Raw genomic sequence first — 16,123 nt, 5'->3', positions numbered from 1 at the left:
GGACCGGGCGGTCAGCGCAGTCCGAGCACGCGCACGCCGTACGGAGCCAGGGTCACGTCCCGCACCGGGCCCCCGCCGGTCAGCTCGCGCAGCTCCCCGTCCGCCGACGGGCGTACGGTCAGCTCCTCGCCGGACTGGCTCACCAGCCACACGAAGCGCGCGCCGTCCTCGCGGACCAGCGTGTCGGCGCTGACGTACGGGGTGTCCACCGTCACCGGGCGCGCCGCCCCGGCCAGCTCGGCGAGCGCCGCGTACAGCCGGTGGGTCTGCTCGGGGTTGGCGCGGGCCGTATGGGCGGCCATGTGCTCCAGCGGATACGTGGACAGGACCGTGCGGCCGGCGCCCGTCTCGTGACGCAGGAGCGCTGGGCGGCCGTGCGCGTCGGTGGCGACGACCCGCGCGCCGTCCGGGACGACCGGCAGATAGGCGCGGCTGTCCTCGTTGCCCGCGACGGGGAAGGTCAGCACCTCGCCGGCGGCTATCGAGCCGAAGTCCTCGGTGAACGTCATCTCCAGGACGTCGTCCTCGATCGGCTCGGCGACACCGTAGGACAGCTGGAGCTCCACGCCGAACAGCCCGTCGAGGTCGTGGAACCACGGGCCGCGCGTCGTCGGGTACTCGCCCGAGCAGAACGACAGGTAGACCGTGGCCCCCTCCCTCGCCCGGCGCTCCAGCGCACGGCGGGTGCGGGTGGTCAGCTGACGGGTCGACGGCAGCAGATACAGCGAGGCGTCGTCCGGCAGTCCGTCGGCCTCCCGCGCGAACGCCACCGGCAGGTCGGCGCCGCGCGCCGCCACGTAACCCTGGTGCAGCGAGGTGAAGATCAACGGGCGGTCGGCGGGCCGGCTGTACGGGTAGCCCCGCTCCAGGAAGGCCGGCACGACGAGAGCCGCGTCCGCGTCGGTACGGCGGCAGCGCGGGAAGTCGACCTGCTCCAGGACCTTCGCGAAGGCCGCCAGTTCGCGCAGCGGCTCCTTCGGGCGCCCGGTACTGTCGGTGATCCCGAAGTGCATCTCGAAGGGGTGGTGGTCGTACGGCGACTGCTCCCACAGATCGTCGTAGTCCGTGTTGTTCCAGGCCATCCAGCCGGTGGCCCCGCCGAGCAGCGAGTTGTGCAGCGTCTGCCGGTAGAAGACCCCGGCGTTCGCGGCCGAGACCGTGTCCGTGGAGAGCCCGAACTCCTCCAGCACGACCGGCTGACCGGTGACGGCGGCGAGCTCGCACTCGAACGCGGCCCGGTAGTGCTGGCGCGGCCGGTCCGTGTCGGAGCGGTAGACGTGCGGGCCCACGAAGTCGACGTACTCGGCGGTCTCCCGCAGCGAGAAGCCGTTGTCCCGGCCCGTCACCTCGATGCCCCACGCGCCGTCGCCCAGCGACACCGGCTGGGTGCCGCCGGCCGCGCGCACCGCGTCGCACATGAACTGCGCCCAGGCGGTCACGACGTCGCTCGACGGCGGGTCGACCTGGTAGATCCGGCCGTAGCCCGGCATCTCGTTGGTGATCAGCCAGCCGGTCACCGCCGGATGGTCCTTGAAGCGGCGGGTCATCTGCGAGACGAACCACGCCTGCCGGCCGACGAGCCACACGTCCTCGTACAGATCCCGGTCACCACGCCACGCCGGGTCCCAGTTCTCGCCCGACATGTGGCCGACGATGAACGTGGGGACCGTGCCCATGCCCAGCTCGTGGTGGGCGTCCAGGAAGTCCCGGAAGCGGTCGCAGAGTTCCTCGTCGATCCGTCCGGGCTCCGGGTGGAAGTCGGGCCAGTAGAAGAACGACCGGGTCATGTTCAGGCCGTGCTCCGCGAGCACGGCAAGCTCCTCGCGGACCGTCTTCGGCTCGTAGTTCCGCCACATCAGCGGCCCGCCGGTCCGGGACCAGAAGTTGGCGCCGAGCCACGGGAGGACGGCGGAGTCGTGGGTGAGCTGGGCGCTGTGGCGTCGCATGGTGTCTCTGGGTCCTCTTCGATGTGCGGGGGGTGCGGGGTGGTGCGGTGGTTCAGGTCGGGGAGGTCAGGGGGCCCGTCGACTCCCGTACGACCAGACGCGGTCGGCCGTCGAGCACCGGCGGGGGCACGTCCTCCCCGCACCCGGCGAGCAGGGTGAGCGCGGCGGCCGCACCGACGCGCTGTACCTGCTGGTCGACGGTGGTGAGCCGGGGGTGGACCCAGCGGCCGAGCGAGAGGTTGTCGTAACCGATGACCGACAGGTCTCCGGGCACCCGGAGCCCGGCGCGCTGCGCCGTGCCGATGCCGCAGACGGCCATGGAGTCGTTCGGGAACACCAGGGCCGTCGGCCGGTCGGGCAGGGCGAGCAGCTCCTCGGTGACGTCGACGGCGGCCTGCTCGGTGAAGTCGCTGTGCCGCACGGCGACGGGGCGCAGCCCCGCCTCGGCCAGGGCCTCCTCGAACGCGTGCAGCCGCCGCCGGGTGTGCAACAGCTCGGCCGGGCCCGCGACATAGGCGACGCGGCGGTGGCCGAGCTCCAGCAGATGGGCCACGGCCTCCTTCACACCCGCGCCCTGCTGCCCGAGCCCCACCCGGGGCACGGGCGATCCGGCGTCGGGGGCGCCCAGCAGGACGGCGGGCAGCCCGAGGCTCCGCAGCAGGCCGGGGCGGGGGTCGTCGGCGCGGGCGTCGGTCAGCACGGCGCCGTCTATGCGGCCCTCCGCGACGAGCCGTTCGTACAGCGCGTTCTCCTGGTCCATGCCCGCGACCAGGTGGAGCAGCAGACCGTAGCCGCGCGGCGCGAGCTCGCCCTCCAGACCGGTGATCAGCTCACTGAAGTGCGGGTCGGAGCCCAGCACATCGGTGGGCCGCCGCACGACGAGGGCGATCGTACGGGTACGCGCGCGGCGCAGCGCCGTCGCGGAGGCACTGGGGGACCAGCCCAGTTCGGTGGCCGCGTCCAGGACCCGGCGGCGGGTGGCCTCCGAGATCCGGCCGGTGCCGTTGACGGCCTGGGAGACCGCGGCGGTGGAGACCCCCGCCGCTGCGGCCACGGCCTTGATCGTGGGCCGTACGGTCGTGCGGCCTTCCAGAGGCTTGTTCACATCTTCACCGCTCCGCTGACGAGGGCCTGCTGCATCCGCTTCTGGAGCACGGTGTAGACCGCCCAGACCGGGACCAGGGTCAGCACCGTGCCCGCCGTAAGGATGCCGTAGTCCGTACCCGTCAGGGACTTGAGCGTCGGCAGGGCGACCTGCACGGTCCGCAGGTCCGGGTCGGGGCCGATGATGACGAGCGAGTAGAGGTACTCGTTCCAGAACGTCAGGAAGTTCAGCAGCAGGATCGTCGCGATGCCCGGCATGCACATCGGCGTGTAGACGTGCCGCAGGACGGCGAAGGTGGACGCGCCGTCCATGCGCGCGGCCTCCTCCATCTCACGCGGGATGGTCCGCATGAACTGCACCAGGATGACGACGGAGAGCGGCATCGCCGTGGCCGGCAGGAACAGCACCATGAACGCGCGGGTGTGGAACAGCCCGGTCGCGGCGGCCAGCAGGAACGTCGGGAAGAGCGCGGCGAAGGTGGGGATCAGGAAGCCCAGCGAGAACACCCGCTCGACCAGGGCGCCGAGCCGTCCCTCGGCACGGGCGATGGCGAAGGCCGCCGGTATCGCGAGCGCCAGGGTGAGCACGAGCGCCAGCACGGTCACGAGCATCGAGTTGAGGATCGCCGGCCCGAGGTGGGCCGAGGTGAACGACTCGGTGAAGTTCGCGGTGGAGAGGGAGGTGGGGAGGGAGAACGGGCTCCCGAAGATCTGGTCGTTCGTCTTGAACGCCGAGACCAGCAGGTAGTAGAGGGGGACGACCAGCAGCACCATGTACAGCCAGGCGAAGATGTGCGCCGGCAGCCAGGACCTTCCGAACTTCATGGGACCAGCTCCGATCAGTAGTTCTGGCGGAAGACGCGACGGATGGTCAGCAGCCCGGCCAGGCCCACCAGGAAGAGCACCACGCCGACGGTCTGGCTGTAGCCGAGGTCGGCCGCGATGAACGCCTTCTGGTAGACGAGGAAGGACAGCGTCGTCGACGAGCTGCCCGGCCCGCCCTGCGTCAGCAGCAGCACGTTCTGCGCGGAGCCGAACAGCGTCCAGAGGAACTGGAGCATCGTCACGACGCCCACGAAGTCACGGATGACGGGGAAGTGGATGCGCCACATGGCGCGCCAGTGCCCGGCGCCGTCGAGCTGCGCGGCCTCACCGATCTCGTCCGGGACGCTGCCGAGCCGGGCCGCGAACAGCACGGCGGTGAACCCGATGCCGCTCCACACGTCGAGGAGGATGAGGGAGCCGAGCGCGGTGGACGGCGAGGCGAGCCATGCGTCGGTCAGCGAGCCGAGACCGGCCTTGTCCAGGGCGCCGTTGAGCAGGCCGTCCGGGGAGAGGACCGCGTAGAACACCATCGCCTTGGCGGGGGTGGAGATCAGCCCGGGGATGAAGAGCAGATAACGCAGGACGCGGTGGCCCGGCGGTTTCTGGGCCACGTAGTACCCGAGCATGTACGCCCCGACGATCATCAGGGGCACGGCCACGACGAGCTGCACGGCGGTGTTCTGCACCGCGTCCCAGAAGACCGGGTCGTCGAGGACCGCGCCGATGTTGCCCGTGCCGGCGAAGGAGACCGGCTGGAGCATGCCGGGCCAGTGCAGGGCGGCGATCACGAAGATGGCGACCAGCGGGCCGACCATGAAGACGAGGTACCAGACCAGCGCGGGCACGGCGAGGATGACCCCGCCCTGCGTACGGCGCTTCGTGGTGGGGGCGGACAGCGGCGGAGTGACCGGTCCGCGGACCGAGGCGCCGCCCGGGGCGGACGAAAGCATCGTCATGGGAGGACTCGCAAGGGCTCGGGCGCGCGGATCAGGCCGTGCGGTACGCGGATTCCAGGGCGGAGCGCACGGAGGCCGCGCTCGTTCCCCGGGTGAAGGCGGTGCTGGTCGCGGTGATCAGCGGCTGGGTGGCGGTCGGGGGGACGTACAGGTCGGGGAGGAGCACCTGGCCGACCCGGTCGCCGAGCTGCTGGGCCTCGGCCACCAGCGGGAAGTCCTTGCTGACGGTGTCGGTCACGAGCGCCATGTCCCGGCCGCTCTCGGTGATGAAGCGGGACACCACGTCGGGGCGGTACATGAAGCGGAGGAACTTCTCGACGGAGGACAGCTTCTTGACCCCGTTGGGGCTGATCCAGAAGCCGATGAGGGTGTACGAGCGCAGGATGGTCGGCTTCTCGTGGGCGGCACCCGGTGCGAGGGGCCAGCCGCCGATCTCGGTGTGCCCGGCCGCCTTCGCCGGGACCTTCGCCAGCGCGGACGACATCGCGGACTGGACGGCCGCCGCCTCCGTGTTGTACTGCGTGGTCATCGTGTCGGAGGTCAGCCCCTGCGCCTTGTCGGCGAAGACACCGGCGTCCCGCAGGGTCACGAAGTAGTCGATGCCCGCGCGGGCTCCCCGGCTGCCGCTGAAGTCGCCGGTCGTGTAGACCTGCCTGGCCTCCTCGGGGGTGAGGAAGGTCTGGATGATCTGGGCGAGCAGCTTCTGCCCCGTCCAGTCGTTGCCGCCGACGGTGACGGGGGCGATGCCCTTGGCGCGCAACTTCCGTGCGGCGCCGATGAGCTGGTCGCCGGTGGTGGGGACGGAGCCGACGCCGGCCCGGTCGAGCAGGTGGGTGTTGAAGGCGACGGGCCAGTTGGTGGCGAAGTACGGGAAGGCGCGGAGCCTGCCCTGTCCGTCGGTCCACTCCGTCAGGGCGGCGGGCAGGACGCGGTCGCGCAGCCCCCAGTCGTCGAGGTAGCCCTTGACGTCGACGGTGGCACCGACGTCGGTCCAGGCCAGCGTCTTGTCGTACAGGTTGACCATGACCACGTCCGGCTCCTTACGGGCCAGCCGTGAGGTCTCGTAGACCTGGGGGAGGTCGTCGCCGTTGACGAGGTTCTTGACCCGGAGGCCCGGGTTCTCCTTCTCGAAGGCCTTGACGACGGCGGTGTACGTGGCGGAGCCCGGCGCGGTGGTCCCGAGCTGGGTGTGGACGAGTAGGGAGCCGGGGTCGGAATCGGCCGAGGCGAGCGTGGAGCAGCCGGACATTGCGGGCAGCGCGGCAGCGGCGGTGAGGCCGGAACCAGCGGCAAGGAAACCGCGCCGACTCAGGGGTGAGCGCACAGCGGGATGTCTCCAACCAGGACGTTGACCAGGGTGGTTAATCGATGTACCAGCGGGTTGCGAGAAACTTAGGGGCGTGTGGCGGAACGGTCAACCCCCGGTTGCACATGTTGGAGAGACCGGCATTTCGGGCAAGGGCCGGGGGCGGGCCGGAGAGCCGGTGGCCCTGCCCGACGGCTTCACAGGGCGGCGGTCAGCGGCCGTCCCTATGATCCGGGCATGCGTGCGAGATGGGTGGGGGCCGCCTTCGCGGCGGGGTTGATGCTCTGGTTCGGCTGGGGCCTGGCGGGGATGGTGACCCTGGGGTGCGCGCCGCATCCGAAGGGAGGCTGTGGCGTTCCGGAGGGCGGGGGCAAGTACTTCACGGCCTTCATGGCCGCGTTGTGGCCGCTGGGCATCATGGCCAGGGCCTTCGGGCGCTACCGCACGGACTGGCGCCCGGCCCTGGGCTACTCGGCAGGAGCGGCCGCCGGGGCGGTGGTCGCGCTGACCATGGGTACCTCCTTCGGTCACTGGATCGTGGCGTTCGCCCTGGTCGCGGTCGCCGTCGTGATCCCGTGGTCCGCGCATCGCCACACCGACACGGCACGCGAGGCGCGACGCCTGGCGCGGGAGCGCCGTCTGCGGGAGGAGCGGCAGGCGCGGTCCCGGGCGCGCAGGGCCGAGCGCCGTCGCGAACGGCGCAGGCGTCGGCGGGAGGAGAACAGCGGTAGGTGACCTGGGGGTCACGGGAGAAGCGGTCGCCCTCGGCGTGCGGGGCCGGCCGGAACCGCACCGACGTCGGTATTGCTCCGGAGATCGTTCTGTTGGAGGCTGAGACATGCCGAACCAACCGACATTCATCCTTGTCCACGGGGCCTTCGCGAACTCGTTCTCGTTCGCACCTCTGCAAGCCGAACTCGCCCTGCTGGGCCACCGCTCGGTCGCGGTCGATCTTCCCGGGCATGGATTCGAGGCGACCTTCCCCGCGCCCTACCAGGCTCCTCAGGATCTCGCCGCCCTGTCCGCCGAACCGGGGAGCATCAAGGGGGTCACGCTCGCGGACAACGTCGCCCGCGTGATCGAAGTCCTCGAACGGGCCAAGCGGAACGGGCCCACCATTCTCGTCGCCCACAGCAGGGGTGGCATCACCGTCACCGCCGTCGCCAACGCCCGGCCCGAGCTGGTCGACCGGATCGTCTACGTCTCCGCCTGGTGCCCCGTCGACCTGGAGGTGGCCGACTACTACGCCCAGCCGGAGATGGCGGACGTCGATCCGGGCGCCCTGGCTGCCGCGCTCGTCGGGAACCCCGCCGAACTGGGCCTGCTGCGGGTCAATTTCCGTACCGCCGACCCGGTGGCGCTCGCCGCGTTCCGGCAGGCGTTCGCCGCCGATCTCACCGATGACGAGTTCCGGACCTTCCTGAACACCTTCCAGCCCGACGAGAACCTCGACGCCGGTACGTCCGCCGACCGGGCACAGGCCGCGACGTGGGGCCGGATTCCCCGGACCTATGTGCGGCTGGCCGCCGATGCCAGCGTTCCGCCCGCCGTGCAGGACCGCATGATCCGCGAGGCCGACGCGCTCACACCGGACAATCCCTTCGACGTCCGGACACTTGAGGGGAGTCACCTGCGCTGGCTCGTCCACCCGAAGCCCGCCGCCGAGCTGCTGGCGGGCCTCGCGGCGCACTGACGCCCGTCGAGGGGCCCTCGCCGGCGGGGGTGTCCGGTCAGCCCCCGCCGGGCGAACGCCCCACGGTTACCTGTGTGCCGACTGTCGCGAGCACCAGGTCGGCCAGCTCCGCGACCGAATGTCCCGCCCCCGTGTCGACACGGTCCAGGCCCAGTCTGTCGACGGCGTCCAGCGTGAGCTCCTGGTAGCGCTCGGTCCGGGCCAGGAACCGGTCCATCAGGTGCCGTTCCGCCGCAGTCGCCGCCTCGTAGCGGCCGGCCGCGCGCACCCGGGCGCGTAGCACCACGGCGTCCGCGGTGAGCCATACCGCGGACGTACGCCGGACCTTCAGCTCCGCGACGGGCTCGGGCCGGAGCGCCGAACCCTCGAGGACCAGGCCCGTCCCGGTGCCGCCCTCGGCCGCGCGGGTGGTGATCAGCTCCTCGACGCGGGGCCACAGCCGGTCGTAGTGGTCGAGGACGGACCGGATCAGCTCGTCGACCGTGAGGCTGCCGTAGTGCTCGGCGACGTGCGGAGGCACTTCCCGCTCCGGTGTCCGCCAGGGCCTCCCCGGGTGCCGGGCCAGGTCGTCCGTCGACAGGCACTCGAAGCCGAGTCCTTCCGCCACCGCTCGGGCGACGGCCGACTTCCCGACGTTCGACGTGCCCCCGATCAGCACCACTCGCACACCACGCATGCCGGCGACCTTATCGGGACGGGGTGGGCCGCCCGGACGGAGAAGTGCGCGGCGCCGCTCAGCCCTCGGCGGCGGCGCGGGAGCTGAGGATTCCCTCGACGCCGTGCAGGAAGGTCTCGGAGATCAACTCCGGGTCGAAGAGGCAGCCGGCCGCCATGGCGCCGTCCCGGAGCATGACGAGATGCCGGGCCGCCGGCTCGGCGGGTGCGGATCCGGTCTCCGCCAGCAGGTCCGTGACGGTGTTCAGGAACCATTCCCGGTGGGCCAGGACGGCCCGGTGGACCGGGTGCGCGGGATCGGGGTATTCGGCTACCGCGTTGAGGAAGGCGCAGCCGCGGAAACCGGGGGAGGTGATGCCCTCCGTGATGGACCTGGCCACGGCCCGGACGTTGTCGGCGGCTGACCGTCCGTCCGTCTGCGCGGCGGCGATCTGCGCTCGGATCCCCTGGTCGGCTTGGCCCAGATACGCGAGGACGAGGTCTTCCTTGCCCGCGAAGTGCCGGTACAGCGTGGCGCGGGTGACCTTCGCCTCCGCGGTGATCCGGTCGATGCCGACGGAGTGGATCCCCTCCGCGTAGAAGATCCTGATCGCTGTGCTGAGCAGCCGCGCCCGCGCTTCGGACGTGCTGCCGCCTTCTGGGCTCCGGCTCATGCGGCCAGGCTACCAAACCACTGAGGTAGAACGTTCGGTCTTGACAGGCCCGGACCGGAGGCCTCTAATGCAATGAGACCGAACGTTCTCCCTCATGTGCAGGGCCGGCTGTTGCGCATCCCTGCGCCGTCATCGAAAGGCACCTCCGTGGACACCCTCGTCAGCACCGCGCCCCCCAGCGTTCCCGCGACCCTGCGAAAGCTGTACTTCGGCCGCTTCGCGTTCGCCGCGGTCTGGGCCGGCGCCCTGTTCGCCACCGCCGACACCCTGGGGCCGCTCAGTGTGGCGCTCCTGCTGGTCTACCCCCTGTTCGACGTGGCGGCCGCGATCGTCGACGTACGGTCCGCCAAGGCGAACGGCGCCCCGGCGCCCGCTCTGTACGTGAACATCGCGATCAGCTCACTGGCCGTCATCGGCCTGGCGGTCGCCGTCACGTCCGGCATCCCGGACGTCCTGCGGATCTGGGGAGCCTGGGCCGTCGTCTCCGGGCTCGTCCAGCTCGTCGCGGGTGCCGTTCGCCGGGGACTGGGCGGTCAGTGGCCGATGATCATCAGCGGTGCCATCTCCGTACTCGCCGGCACCTCGTTCGTCACGCAGGCCGGCAGCGGCGATCCCACACTGATGAACCTCGCGGGCTACGCCTTCCTCGGAGGCGTGTTCTTCCTCGTCTCGGCGCTCCGGCTGAAGCCCGCCCGCGACCGGGCGTGACCGGGGGACGGCCGGTGCCGGGGCGCGTGGGGCCGCTTCCCACGCCGGGTCAGGTCGTCGACGGCTCCCCGGCCGACGGCATCCCGGTCGACGGCATCCCGGTCGACGGCATCCCGGTCGACGGCCTCTCGCGGAGGGCGTCGACGACCCCGCGCTCCAGGACCGCCGACTTGCTGAGCAGGGTGCCCTTCTTGCCCATGGAGGTGTCCCTGATGAGGGAGGTCCGTTGGCCCAGGTACTCCAGGGTGGCCGAGTCGAAGATCCAGGTGGTGTGCCAGCCGTCCCGGACGTCGTCGCGGGCCACGCCGATGCCGTGCCGGCCCGCCGCGTCCACCACGTCGGGGTCGACGGTCACGCCGGGGATCTTCGCCGCGGCCTTGTAGAGGGCGGCCGCGGTCTTCGGCGGCATCACCGTCCCCCCCAGCAGCTCACCGATGATGTCGAAGGCGTCCTGCGCCGGGTTCCGATCCCCGGCCGGGGTGTCGCGCGAGTCCTGGTCCCGGGTGATCTCGGTGGTGATCCGCCGCAGGAGGGCATCGGGGTCGGTGGGCAGCGAGGCCAGCCAGGTGTACGTCGGCCGGTTGAAACCGGCCGGGTAGCCGACGGGAGTCTCGCCGTCCGGGACCCCGACCGTGATCGGGCCGTACGAGCCGTCCTCGTGGATCAGACCCTCCTCGACCACCGGCCCGGCCTTCTGCGTGATCCAGATCTCGCGCTCGCTGGGCGCGGTCATCTTCAACGGCCCGCCGAGTGTGCCCTCGCTGCCGGCCTCCAGCGTCCTGACGTACACGAACTGGTCGTCGGTCACCTTCAGTTCGTCGCTCTTCCGGGCGACCGAGGCGATCTGGTCCAGCAGCACCGCCGCACCCCGCGGAGCCGTGGTCCCGGAGCTGGCGCCCGCGGCGGACGGTGCCGGATCGCGGTCCTGGCCGGTCACGGCGAGCGTGGTCAGCAGCACCGCGCCCAGGGCGAGACCGGCGGCGGGCAGCAGAACGGCGGGGCGCAGGAGGCGGGGGCGGGGGCGAGCGGTGGCGCGGTCGCCGTCCTGGTCGATCAGACGCATCAGGGTGTCCTTGTGGTGGAGATGACGGCCCGGGGGCAGGTCCCGTTCGGCCGGGGCCGGCAACAGCCGGCCCAGTTCCTCGCGTTCGGCCCGCTCGGGGCCGGAGGTACGGTCGTTCATCGGGCTTCCTCCTGGATGGGCAGGGCCACGAACGGGGCCCTGCTCCCTACCTCTCCGCGGCCGGGGCGGGGTTCCCGGCCTGATCGCACCGCTTCTCCGGATCGCGCCACACGCGGGGCCCCGTCAGGTGCCCGGCCGAGCTCCTCGTCGGTGAGCCGGCGCAGCCGGGCACGGGCACGGGACAGCCGCGACCGCACGGTGCCCACCGGGACGCCGAGGGCCTCGGCGGTCTCGGCGTAGTCCAGCCCGGACCACACGCAGAGGACCAGCACCTCGCGTTCCTGTCGGCGGAGCCCGCCCAGCGCCCGCTGTGCCGCGGCGAGCCGCCGTCCGTCGTCGACACGCCCCGCCGTGGCGTCCGCGATGTCCGCCACCGGTTCCGGGGCGGGGCGGCGGGCCAGGAAGGCCAGGCGCCGCCCGGTGCCGCGGTTGGCGTTGCGGGCCTTGTTCGTGGCGATCCCGAGCAGCCACGGCCGCAGCGAGTCGCCCTCCGGTTCGACCGCGCGACGGGTGCGCCAGGCCGCCAGAAAGGTCTCGGACAGCACCTCCTCGGCCGTCGACCAGTCGCCCGTCAGCCGGTAGGCGTGGTTGTAGACCGCCCGCGCGTACTCCTCGAAGAGCGCGGCGAACGCCTCGCGGTCGCCCGCCCTGATCCGTGCACGCATGCGCTCCCGATCTCCGTCCTCATCACACCTCACACCACTTATCTCTCCGGCCCGGCCGAGGAGTTCCGGTGACCCGCGCCACACGGCGGGGGCCCGGCGGCGCGGCAGCGGCCGGCGACAGTGGGGCGGCGCTACTCCCAGGAGCGAACGCCCGCGAGTTCCTCGGAGATCTGCCAGATTCGCCGCGCGTCCTCGCTGCCGCGCAGGCGGCCGTACAGCTTCTGCTCCGCCGGACGGCCACCCAGGTGCCCGGTCCCGTTCGGCCCGTAGAACCCGCCGCCCACGGCCTCGGGCGACGTGGCGGCGTGGAGGGCCGGAAGCTGCGCCGTGCGCACTGTTCCGACCACGATGCCGCGGGCGGACAGGGCGCGGATCAGGCGCACGCCGAGCGTGTCCTCGGCACGGCCGACCTCGGGGCGGGCGGCGAGCAGGCTCGTCGGCGCGACTCCCGGGTGGGAGAGGTTGCTCGTGATGCCCCAGCCTTCTGCCCTGCTGCGCCGGTCGAGTTCGAGACCGAAGAGGCCGAAGGCGATCTTCGACTGGCTGTAGGCGCGCATGCCGTTGTACGAACGTTCCCAGTTCAGGTCGTCCCAGTGGATGGCGTTGCGGTTTGCGGCAACGCTGACCTGCGACGTCACGCGGGCGCGGCCGGCTCGCAGCAGCGGCAGCAGGTGGTTGACCAGGGCGAAGTGCCCCAGATGGTTGGTGCCGAACTGCAGCTCGAAGCCGTCGGCCGTCGTCTGCCGGTCGGGCGGGGTCATGACGCCGGCGTTGTTGATGAGGAGGTGGATGGGGCGGCCCTCGTCCAGCAGGTCCTTGCCGAGCTCCGCGACGGAGGCGAGCGAGGAGAGGTCGAGTACGCGCAGCGACACGTTCGCGCCGGGGACCTGCTCACGGATCCTGGCCGCTGCCCCCTCACCCTTACGCGGATTACGCACCGGCATGACGACCTCCGCGCCGGCGGCGGCCAGGCGCGTGGCGATGCCGAGCCCGATCCCGTCACTCGCCCCGGTGACGACAGCGCGCTGTCCGCTCAGGTCGGGAACGGTGATGTCGATGTCCTGTCGCGGCATGAGTGCACTCCCTGAAGATCCTGTGGATGTCGTTGCCCCCACCGTGACCCCGACGACCGGGCCCATCCAGGGACTCCCGATCCACCGATACGCCCCGCCGGCGCGGCCAGGCTACGGCTGACCTGCACGGACAGCACCGGGACACGCCTGCCGCCCGCCCCTCACCGCTGCCGCAGAGGGGGATCGACGATCAGTGGATAAGCACGGGAGCGCGCGCTACAAAGGATCCGTACGAGAGGGAGAGAACGCATGGAGATCGACCGGGCCGGGCTCGCGGCGTTCCTGCGCCGCCGCCGGGAGCTGCTGCAACCCGAGGACGTCGGACTCCCGCGCGGACGGCGGCGCCGGACCAGCGGGCTGCGCCGCGAAGAGGTCGCCGAGCTCTGCCACATGTCGACCGACTACTACGCCCGGCTGGAGCGCGAGCGCGGCCCCCGGCCCTCCGAGCCGATGATCGCCTCGATCGCGCAGGGGCTGCACCTCTCCCTCGACGAGCGGGACCACCTGTTCCGCCTCGTCGGCCAGGCCCCGCCCGTCCGGGGCACGGGCACCGTCAGTGAGCACATCAGCCCCGGCCTGCTGCGCATCCTCGACCGGCTGGACGACACGCCCGCGGAGGTCGTCACCGAGCTCGGCGAGACACTGCGGCAGACCCCGCTCGGCACAGCCCTCATCGGCGACACGACCCGCTACACCGGGCCCGCGCGCAGCATCGGCTACCGCTGGTTCACCGACCCGGCCACCCGCGACCTCTACGCGCCGGCGGACCACGCCTTCCTCTCCCGGATGTTCGCGTCCGGCCTGCGCGAAGTGGCCGCTCTGCGGGGCCCCGACTCCCGGGCCGCCCACTACGCCGAGCTGCTCCTCGCAAGGAGCGAGGAATTCCGCAGCCTGTGGGAGACACACGAGGTCGGAGTCCGTCCCCATCACATCAAGCGCTTCATCCACCCGGAGGTCGGCGCACTCGAACTGAACTGCCAGAACCTCCTCGACCCGGACCAGTCACACCGCCTGCTCGTCTACACCGCGGTCCCGGGCAGCGAGAGCCACGACAAACTGCGCCTCCTCGCGGTCATAGGCACGCAGGCGCTGCGCTGACCCGCGCAACGCGGTCCCGTCATTGGGAAGTTACGGACGTCCATCCTGGACATAACGGGCTACTTTTCTGTCCGTAACTTCCCAATGACTCCCTGGTGGTCAGGTTTGGGGCGCGGTCAGGGGGCGAGGACGGCGGCTACGGCTTCGATCTCCACGAGTTGGTCGGCGTATCCGAGAACGGTGACGCCGAGCAGCGTGCTCGGGACGTCGTGGTCGCCGAAGGCATTGCGGACCACCTTCCAGGCGGTCACCAGGTCTTCCTGCCGCGTGGAGGCCACCAGTACGCGCGTACTGATGACGTCCTCCAGGCCGGCCCCGGCCGCTGCGAGTGCGGTCTTCATGTTTGCGAGGGCCTTCGCCGCCTGGCCGGCGTAGTCGCCTACGGCCGCCGTTGACCCGTCCTCGTTCAGCGGGCACGCCCCGGCGAGGAAGATCAGCCGTGCGTCGGCGGGTGCGGTGGCGGCGTAGGCGTACTCGGCCACGTCGGAGAGGGCGGAGGAGCGGATGAGTGTGACAGCGCGGGGCATGGCGTCCAAATCCTGGCGGGTGAGGGGGAATTCGCATTCCTAGCAGACCGGTTGCCGGGCTGCCTCCCATTTTCCCGTCCACCGGATTAGACAAGCAGACTGTCCTACGAACACGATGAGCGCGCACGATCGCGGCTGTACGGGGGGCAACTGCGTGTGGCGTGAAACAGCCCTCCGTCCAGGTCGCTCCGTCCCCATCTCTGAACTGGAGAGCTTCGCCATGAGCTTCGGCGATCCCAACAACAACCCTTACAGCCAGCAGCCTCCGCAAGGCCAGCCCGGGTACCCGCAGCAGGCGCCGCAGGGCGTGCCTCCTCAGCCGGGCTACCCGCAGCAGGGCGCGCCTTCGCAGTACGGCTACCCGCAGCAGGGCATGCCCCCTCAGCCCGGCTATCCGCAGCAGCCGTACGGGGCGTACCCGCCGCCCGGCATGCCGGGGGCGGGGCTGCCGCCGCTGGCCCACTGGGGGCAGCGCGTCGGCGGGTACCTGCTGGACGTGCTGATCATCGCCGGCCCGATGTACGCGCTCGGCTTCATCGACCTCGCGGGCAGCGACGACCCGGCGACCGCCGAGCCGGGAGTCTTCTTCGCGATCGGCGTGGTCTACACCATCGTCATGGCGTTCTTCCAGCTCTACCTGGAGGGCAAGACGGGCCAGACGACCGGCAAGAAGGTCCTCGGCATCAGCCTGCACCGGGAGGCCGACGGCAGGCCGCTGGGCTTCGGCATGGCGTTCGTACGCAAGCTCGCGCATTTCCTGGACAGCTTCGCGTGCTACCTCGGCTGGCTGTGGCCGCTGTGGGACGAGAAGAACCAGACCTTCGCCGACAAGGTGTGCAAGACCGTCGTCATCAAGGTCAACAAGGGCTGAGCCGTCGCCGGAGGGACGGAAGGGGTGGGCGGCCGGCCCGTCGGCCCGCCGGCCCTTCGGAGCGGTCGGACAGGGCGCCTGGCAGCGGGGAGGCAGCCTTCCCCGATGAGTGCGGCGGCGTTGGAATCTTGCGTGTGGAGCTGTCACCGGTGGCTGAGATGATCGGCCCGGCCGGCGTGAGCACGCCGGTATCGCGACGCAGGGGTGGTTACGAATGGACACGTGGCGGGAGCTTTCGGCGCTGGTGGAGGAGCGGCTCCAGGCGTCGTCGTCCGGCGAGCGCGGTGTGTTCGCCGCAGGTGTCGCGGAGCGCCTGATGAGTTGGCACGAGGCACTGCCGGAGGACGAGCGAGCACCGTTCACCGTGAGCCTGCGACCTCTGCTGGATTCCGTGTGGGAGGGCGTCCTCGGCGATTCGACGGCCTTCTCGGCAGTCAAGCGTGGCGTTGGCGAGTACCTGCTCGGCGAGTACTGCCACAACGACGGCCAGGACGGGCCGGACGACGCGGACGAGTCGGCTGCGGCGGCGGCGTTGTACGCCGCACATGCCTATCTGTTCGGTTGCCAGGAATTCGCCGTCCGGACCAGCGACCGGGCGGTCGAGGCGATCGACCAGCACCTCGTGTACCTGGCTGAGCAGGAAGAAGGCGAACTCTCCGTCGACCCGGACGAGGCGCTCGTCTCCGAACTTCGGCGACAGTTGCGGGATCTGGACCTTATCGCCCGTTACTCGAAGGAGCTCCGCCACGCCGGCTCGGGCCTGCCCGTCGATCTGTCCATCCGACTTCGCGTCGAGCTACGCGCTCCTCTCCGCAGCCGGGAGTGACCACCGGAGCGGAG

17 protein-coding genes are annotated in these 16,123 nt (G+C 71.2%); 6 read left to right on the top strand and 11 right to left on the bottom strand.

Annotation, left to right across the window (positions count from 1 at the left end):
* Window positions 1–11 precede the first annotated feature (11 nt).
* From AB0P41_RS03415 to AB0P41_RS03395, 5 genes are read right to left on the bottom strand one after another with little or no spacing between them, the layout of a single operon-like run.
* Window positions 12–1,946: a cellulase family glycosylhydrolase gene (locus tag AB0P41_RS03415; protein WP_365929803.1), complete on the bottom strand. Its 1,935-nt coding sequence runs from the start codon at window positions 1,944–1,946 to the stop codon at window positions 12–14.
* Between the two features lie 52 nt (window positions 1,947–1,998).
* Window positions 1,999–3,051, bottom strand: a complete 1,053-nt coding sequence (locus AB0P41_RS03410; RefSeq protein WP_365929801.1) for a LacI family DNA-binding transcriptional regulator — start codon at window positions 3,049–3,051, stop codon at window positions 1,999–2,001.
* Complete coding sequence (locus AB0P41_RS03405; RefSeq protein ID WP_356708281.1) at window positions 3,048–3,875, bottom strand: carbohydrate ABC transporter permease; 828 nt, start codon at window positions 3,873–3,875, stop codon at window positions 3,048–3,050. Before AB0P41_RS03405 ends, AB0P41_RS03410 begins: the two co-directional genes overlap by 4 nt.
* Before the next feature lie 14 nt (window positions 3,876–3,889).
* A complete protein-coding gene (locus AB0P41_RS03400) occupies window positions 3,890–4,831 on the bottom strand; it encodes a sugar ABC transporter permease (RefSeq protein ID WP_365929798.1) in 942 nt (313 codons plus the stop codon).
* A gap of 31 nt (window positions 4,832–4,862) precedes the next feature.
* Window positions 4,863–6,155, bottom strand: a complete 1,293-nt coding sequence (locus tag AB0P41_RS03395; RefSeq protein WP_365929797.1) for an ABC transporter substrate-binding protein — start codon at window positions 6,153–6,155, stop codon at window positions 4,863–4,865.
* Between the two features lie 219 nt (window positions 6,156–6,374).
* Between AB0P41_RS03395 and AB0P41_RS03390 the strand changes: the two genes are divergently transcribed.
* Both AB0P41_RS03390 and AB0P41_RS03385 read left to right on the top strand, forming a co-directional pair.
* Window positions 6,375–6,872, top strand: a complete 498-nt coding sequence (locus AB0P41_RS03390) for a hypothetical protein (protein ID WP_365929796.1) — start codon at window positions 6,375–6,377, stop codon at window positions 6,870–6,872.
* A gap of 103 nt (window positions 6,873–6,975) precedes the next feature.
* Complete coding sequence (locus tag AB0P41_RS03385) at window positions 6,976–7,830, top strand: alpha/beta fold hydrolase (protein ID WP_356708276.1); 855 nt, start codon at window positions 6,976–6,978, stop codon at window positions 7,828–7,830.
* Between the two features lie 37 nt (window positions 7,831–7,867).
* Here the strand turns inward: AB0P41_RS03385 and AB0P41_RS03380 are convergent, their stop codons facing one another.
* Both AB0P41_RS03380 and AB0P41_RS03375 read right to left on the bottom strand, forming a co-directional pair.
* Window positions 7,868–8,506 (bottom strand): hypothetical protein, encoded by a 639-nt coding sequence (locus AB0P41_RS03380; protein ID WP_356708274.1) that lies wholly within the window; start codon window positions 8,504–8,506, stop codon window positions 7,868–7,870.
* Between the two features lie 58 nt (window positions 8,507–8,564).
* Window positions 8,565–9,158, bottom strand: a complete 594-nt coding sequence (locus tag AB0P41_RS03375; protein ID WP_356708272.1) for a TetR/AcrR family transcriptional regulator — start codon at window positions 9,156–9,158, stop codon at window positions 8,565–8,567.
* Window positions 9,159–9,305: 147 nt separating this feature from the next.
* On the opposite strand from AB0P41_RS03375, the gene AB0P41_RS03370 reads away from it, so the two are divergent.
* Window positions 9,306–9,866, top strand: a complete 561-nt coding sequence (locus AB0P41_RS03370; protein WP_365929792.1) for a hypothetical protein — start codon at window positions 9,306–9,308, stop codon at window positions 9,864–9,866.
* Between the two features lie 49 nt (window positions 9,867–9,915).
* Here the strand turns inward: AB0P41_RS03370 and AB0P41_RS03365 are convergent, their stop codons facing one another.
* The 3 genes from AB0P41_RS03365 to AB0P41_RS03355 all read right to left on the bottom strand — a co-directional run bounded on the left by AB0P41_RS03365 (window position 9,916) and on the right by AB0P41_RS03355 (window position 12,787).
* Entirely contained in the window at window positions 9,916–11,049 is a 1,134-nt protein-coding gene (locus AB0P41_RS03365; protein WP_365929790.1) for a CU044_5270 family protein, read from the bottom strand.
* Complete coding sequence (locus tag AB0P41_RS03360; RefSeq protein WP_365929788.1) at window positions 11,046–11,714, bottom strand: RNA polymerase sigma factor; 669 nt, start codon at window positions 11,712–11,714, stop codon at window positions 11,046–11,048. The genes AB0P41_RS03365 and AB0P41_RS03360 overlap by 4 nt, the downstream gene beginning before the upstream one ends.
* A gap of 131 nt (window positions 11,715–11,845) precedes the next feature.
* Complete coding sequence (locus tag AB0P41_RS03355; RefSeq protein WP_365929786.1) at window positions 11,846–12,787, bottom strand: SDR family oxidoreductase; 942 nt, start codon at window positions 12,785–12,787, stop codon at window positions 11,846–11,848.
* Window positions 12,788–13,036: 249 nt separating this feature from the next.
* Between AB0P41_RS03355 and AB0P41_RS03350 the strand changes: the two genes are divergently transcribed.
* Window positions 13,037–13,885 carry a helix-turn-helix transcriptional regulator gene (locus AB0P41_RS03350; RefSeq protein ID WP_365929784.1) on the top strand — a complete coding sequence of 283 codons (849 nt, stop codon included), beginning with the start codon at window positions 13,037–13,039 and terminating at the stop codon, window positions 13,883–13,885.
* A 116-nt stretch (window positions 13,886–14,001) separates the two neighbouring features.
* On the opposite strand, the gene AB0P41_RS03345 is transcribed toward AB0P41_RS03350, so the two are convergent.
* The gene (locus AB0P41_RS03345; protein ID WP_365929782.1) at window positions 14,002–14,412 is read right to left on the bottom strand and encodes a RidA family protein; all 411 of its coding nucleotides are present in this window, start codon (window positions 14,410–14,412) and stop codon (window positions 14,002–14,004) included.
* Between the two features lie 220 nt (window positions 14,413–14,632).
* Here AB0P41_RS03345 and AB0P41_RS03340 point away from each other — a divergent pair, with 220 nt between their 5' ends.
* Complete coding sequence (locus AB0P41_RS03340; RefSeq protein ID WP_365929780.1) at window positions 14,633–15,283, top strand: RDD family protein; 651 nt, start codon at window positions 14,633–14,635, stop codon at window positions 15,281–15,283.
* A 214-nt stretch (window positions 15,284–15,497) separates the two neighbouring features.
* Window positions 15,498–16,109 carry a hypothetical protein gene (locus AB0P41_RS03335; RefSeq protein ID WP_356708256.1) on the top strand — a complete coding sequence of 204 codons (612 nt, stop codon included), beginning with the start codon at window positions 15,498–15,500 and terminating at the stop codon, window positions 16,107–16,109.
* Window positions 16,110–16,123: the final 14 nt, after the last annotated feature.

This window comes from Streptomyces sp. NPDC079167 (assembly GCF_040686735.1).
GTDB lineage: Bacteria > Actinomycetota > Actinomycetes > Streptomycetales > Streptomycetaceae > Streptomyces.
The sequence above is the reverse complement of the archived record's forward strand: the minus strand, read 5'-3'. Positions and strand labels throughout refer to the sequence as shown.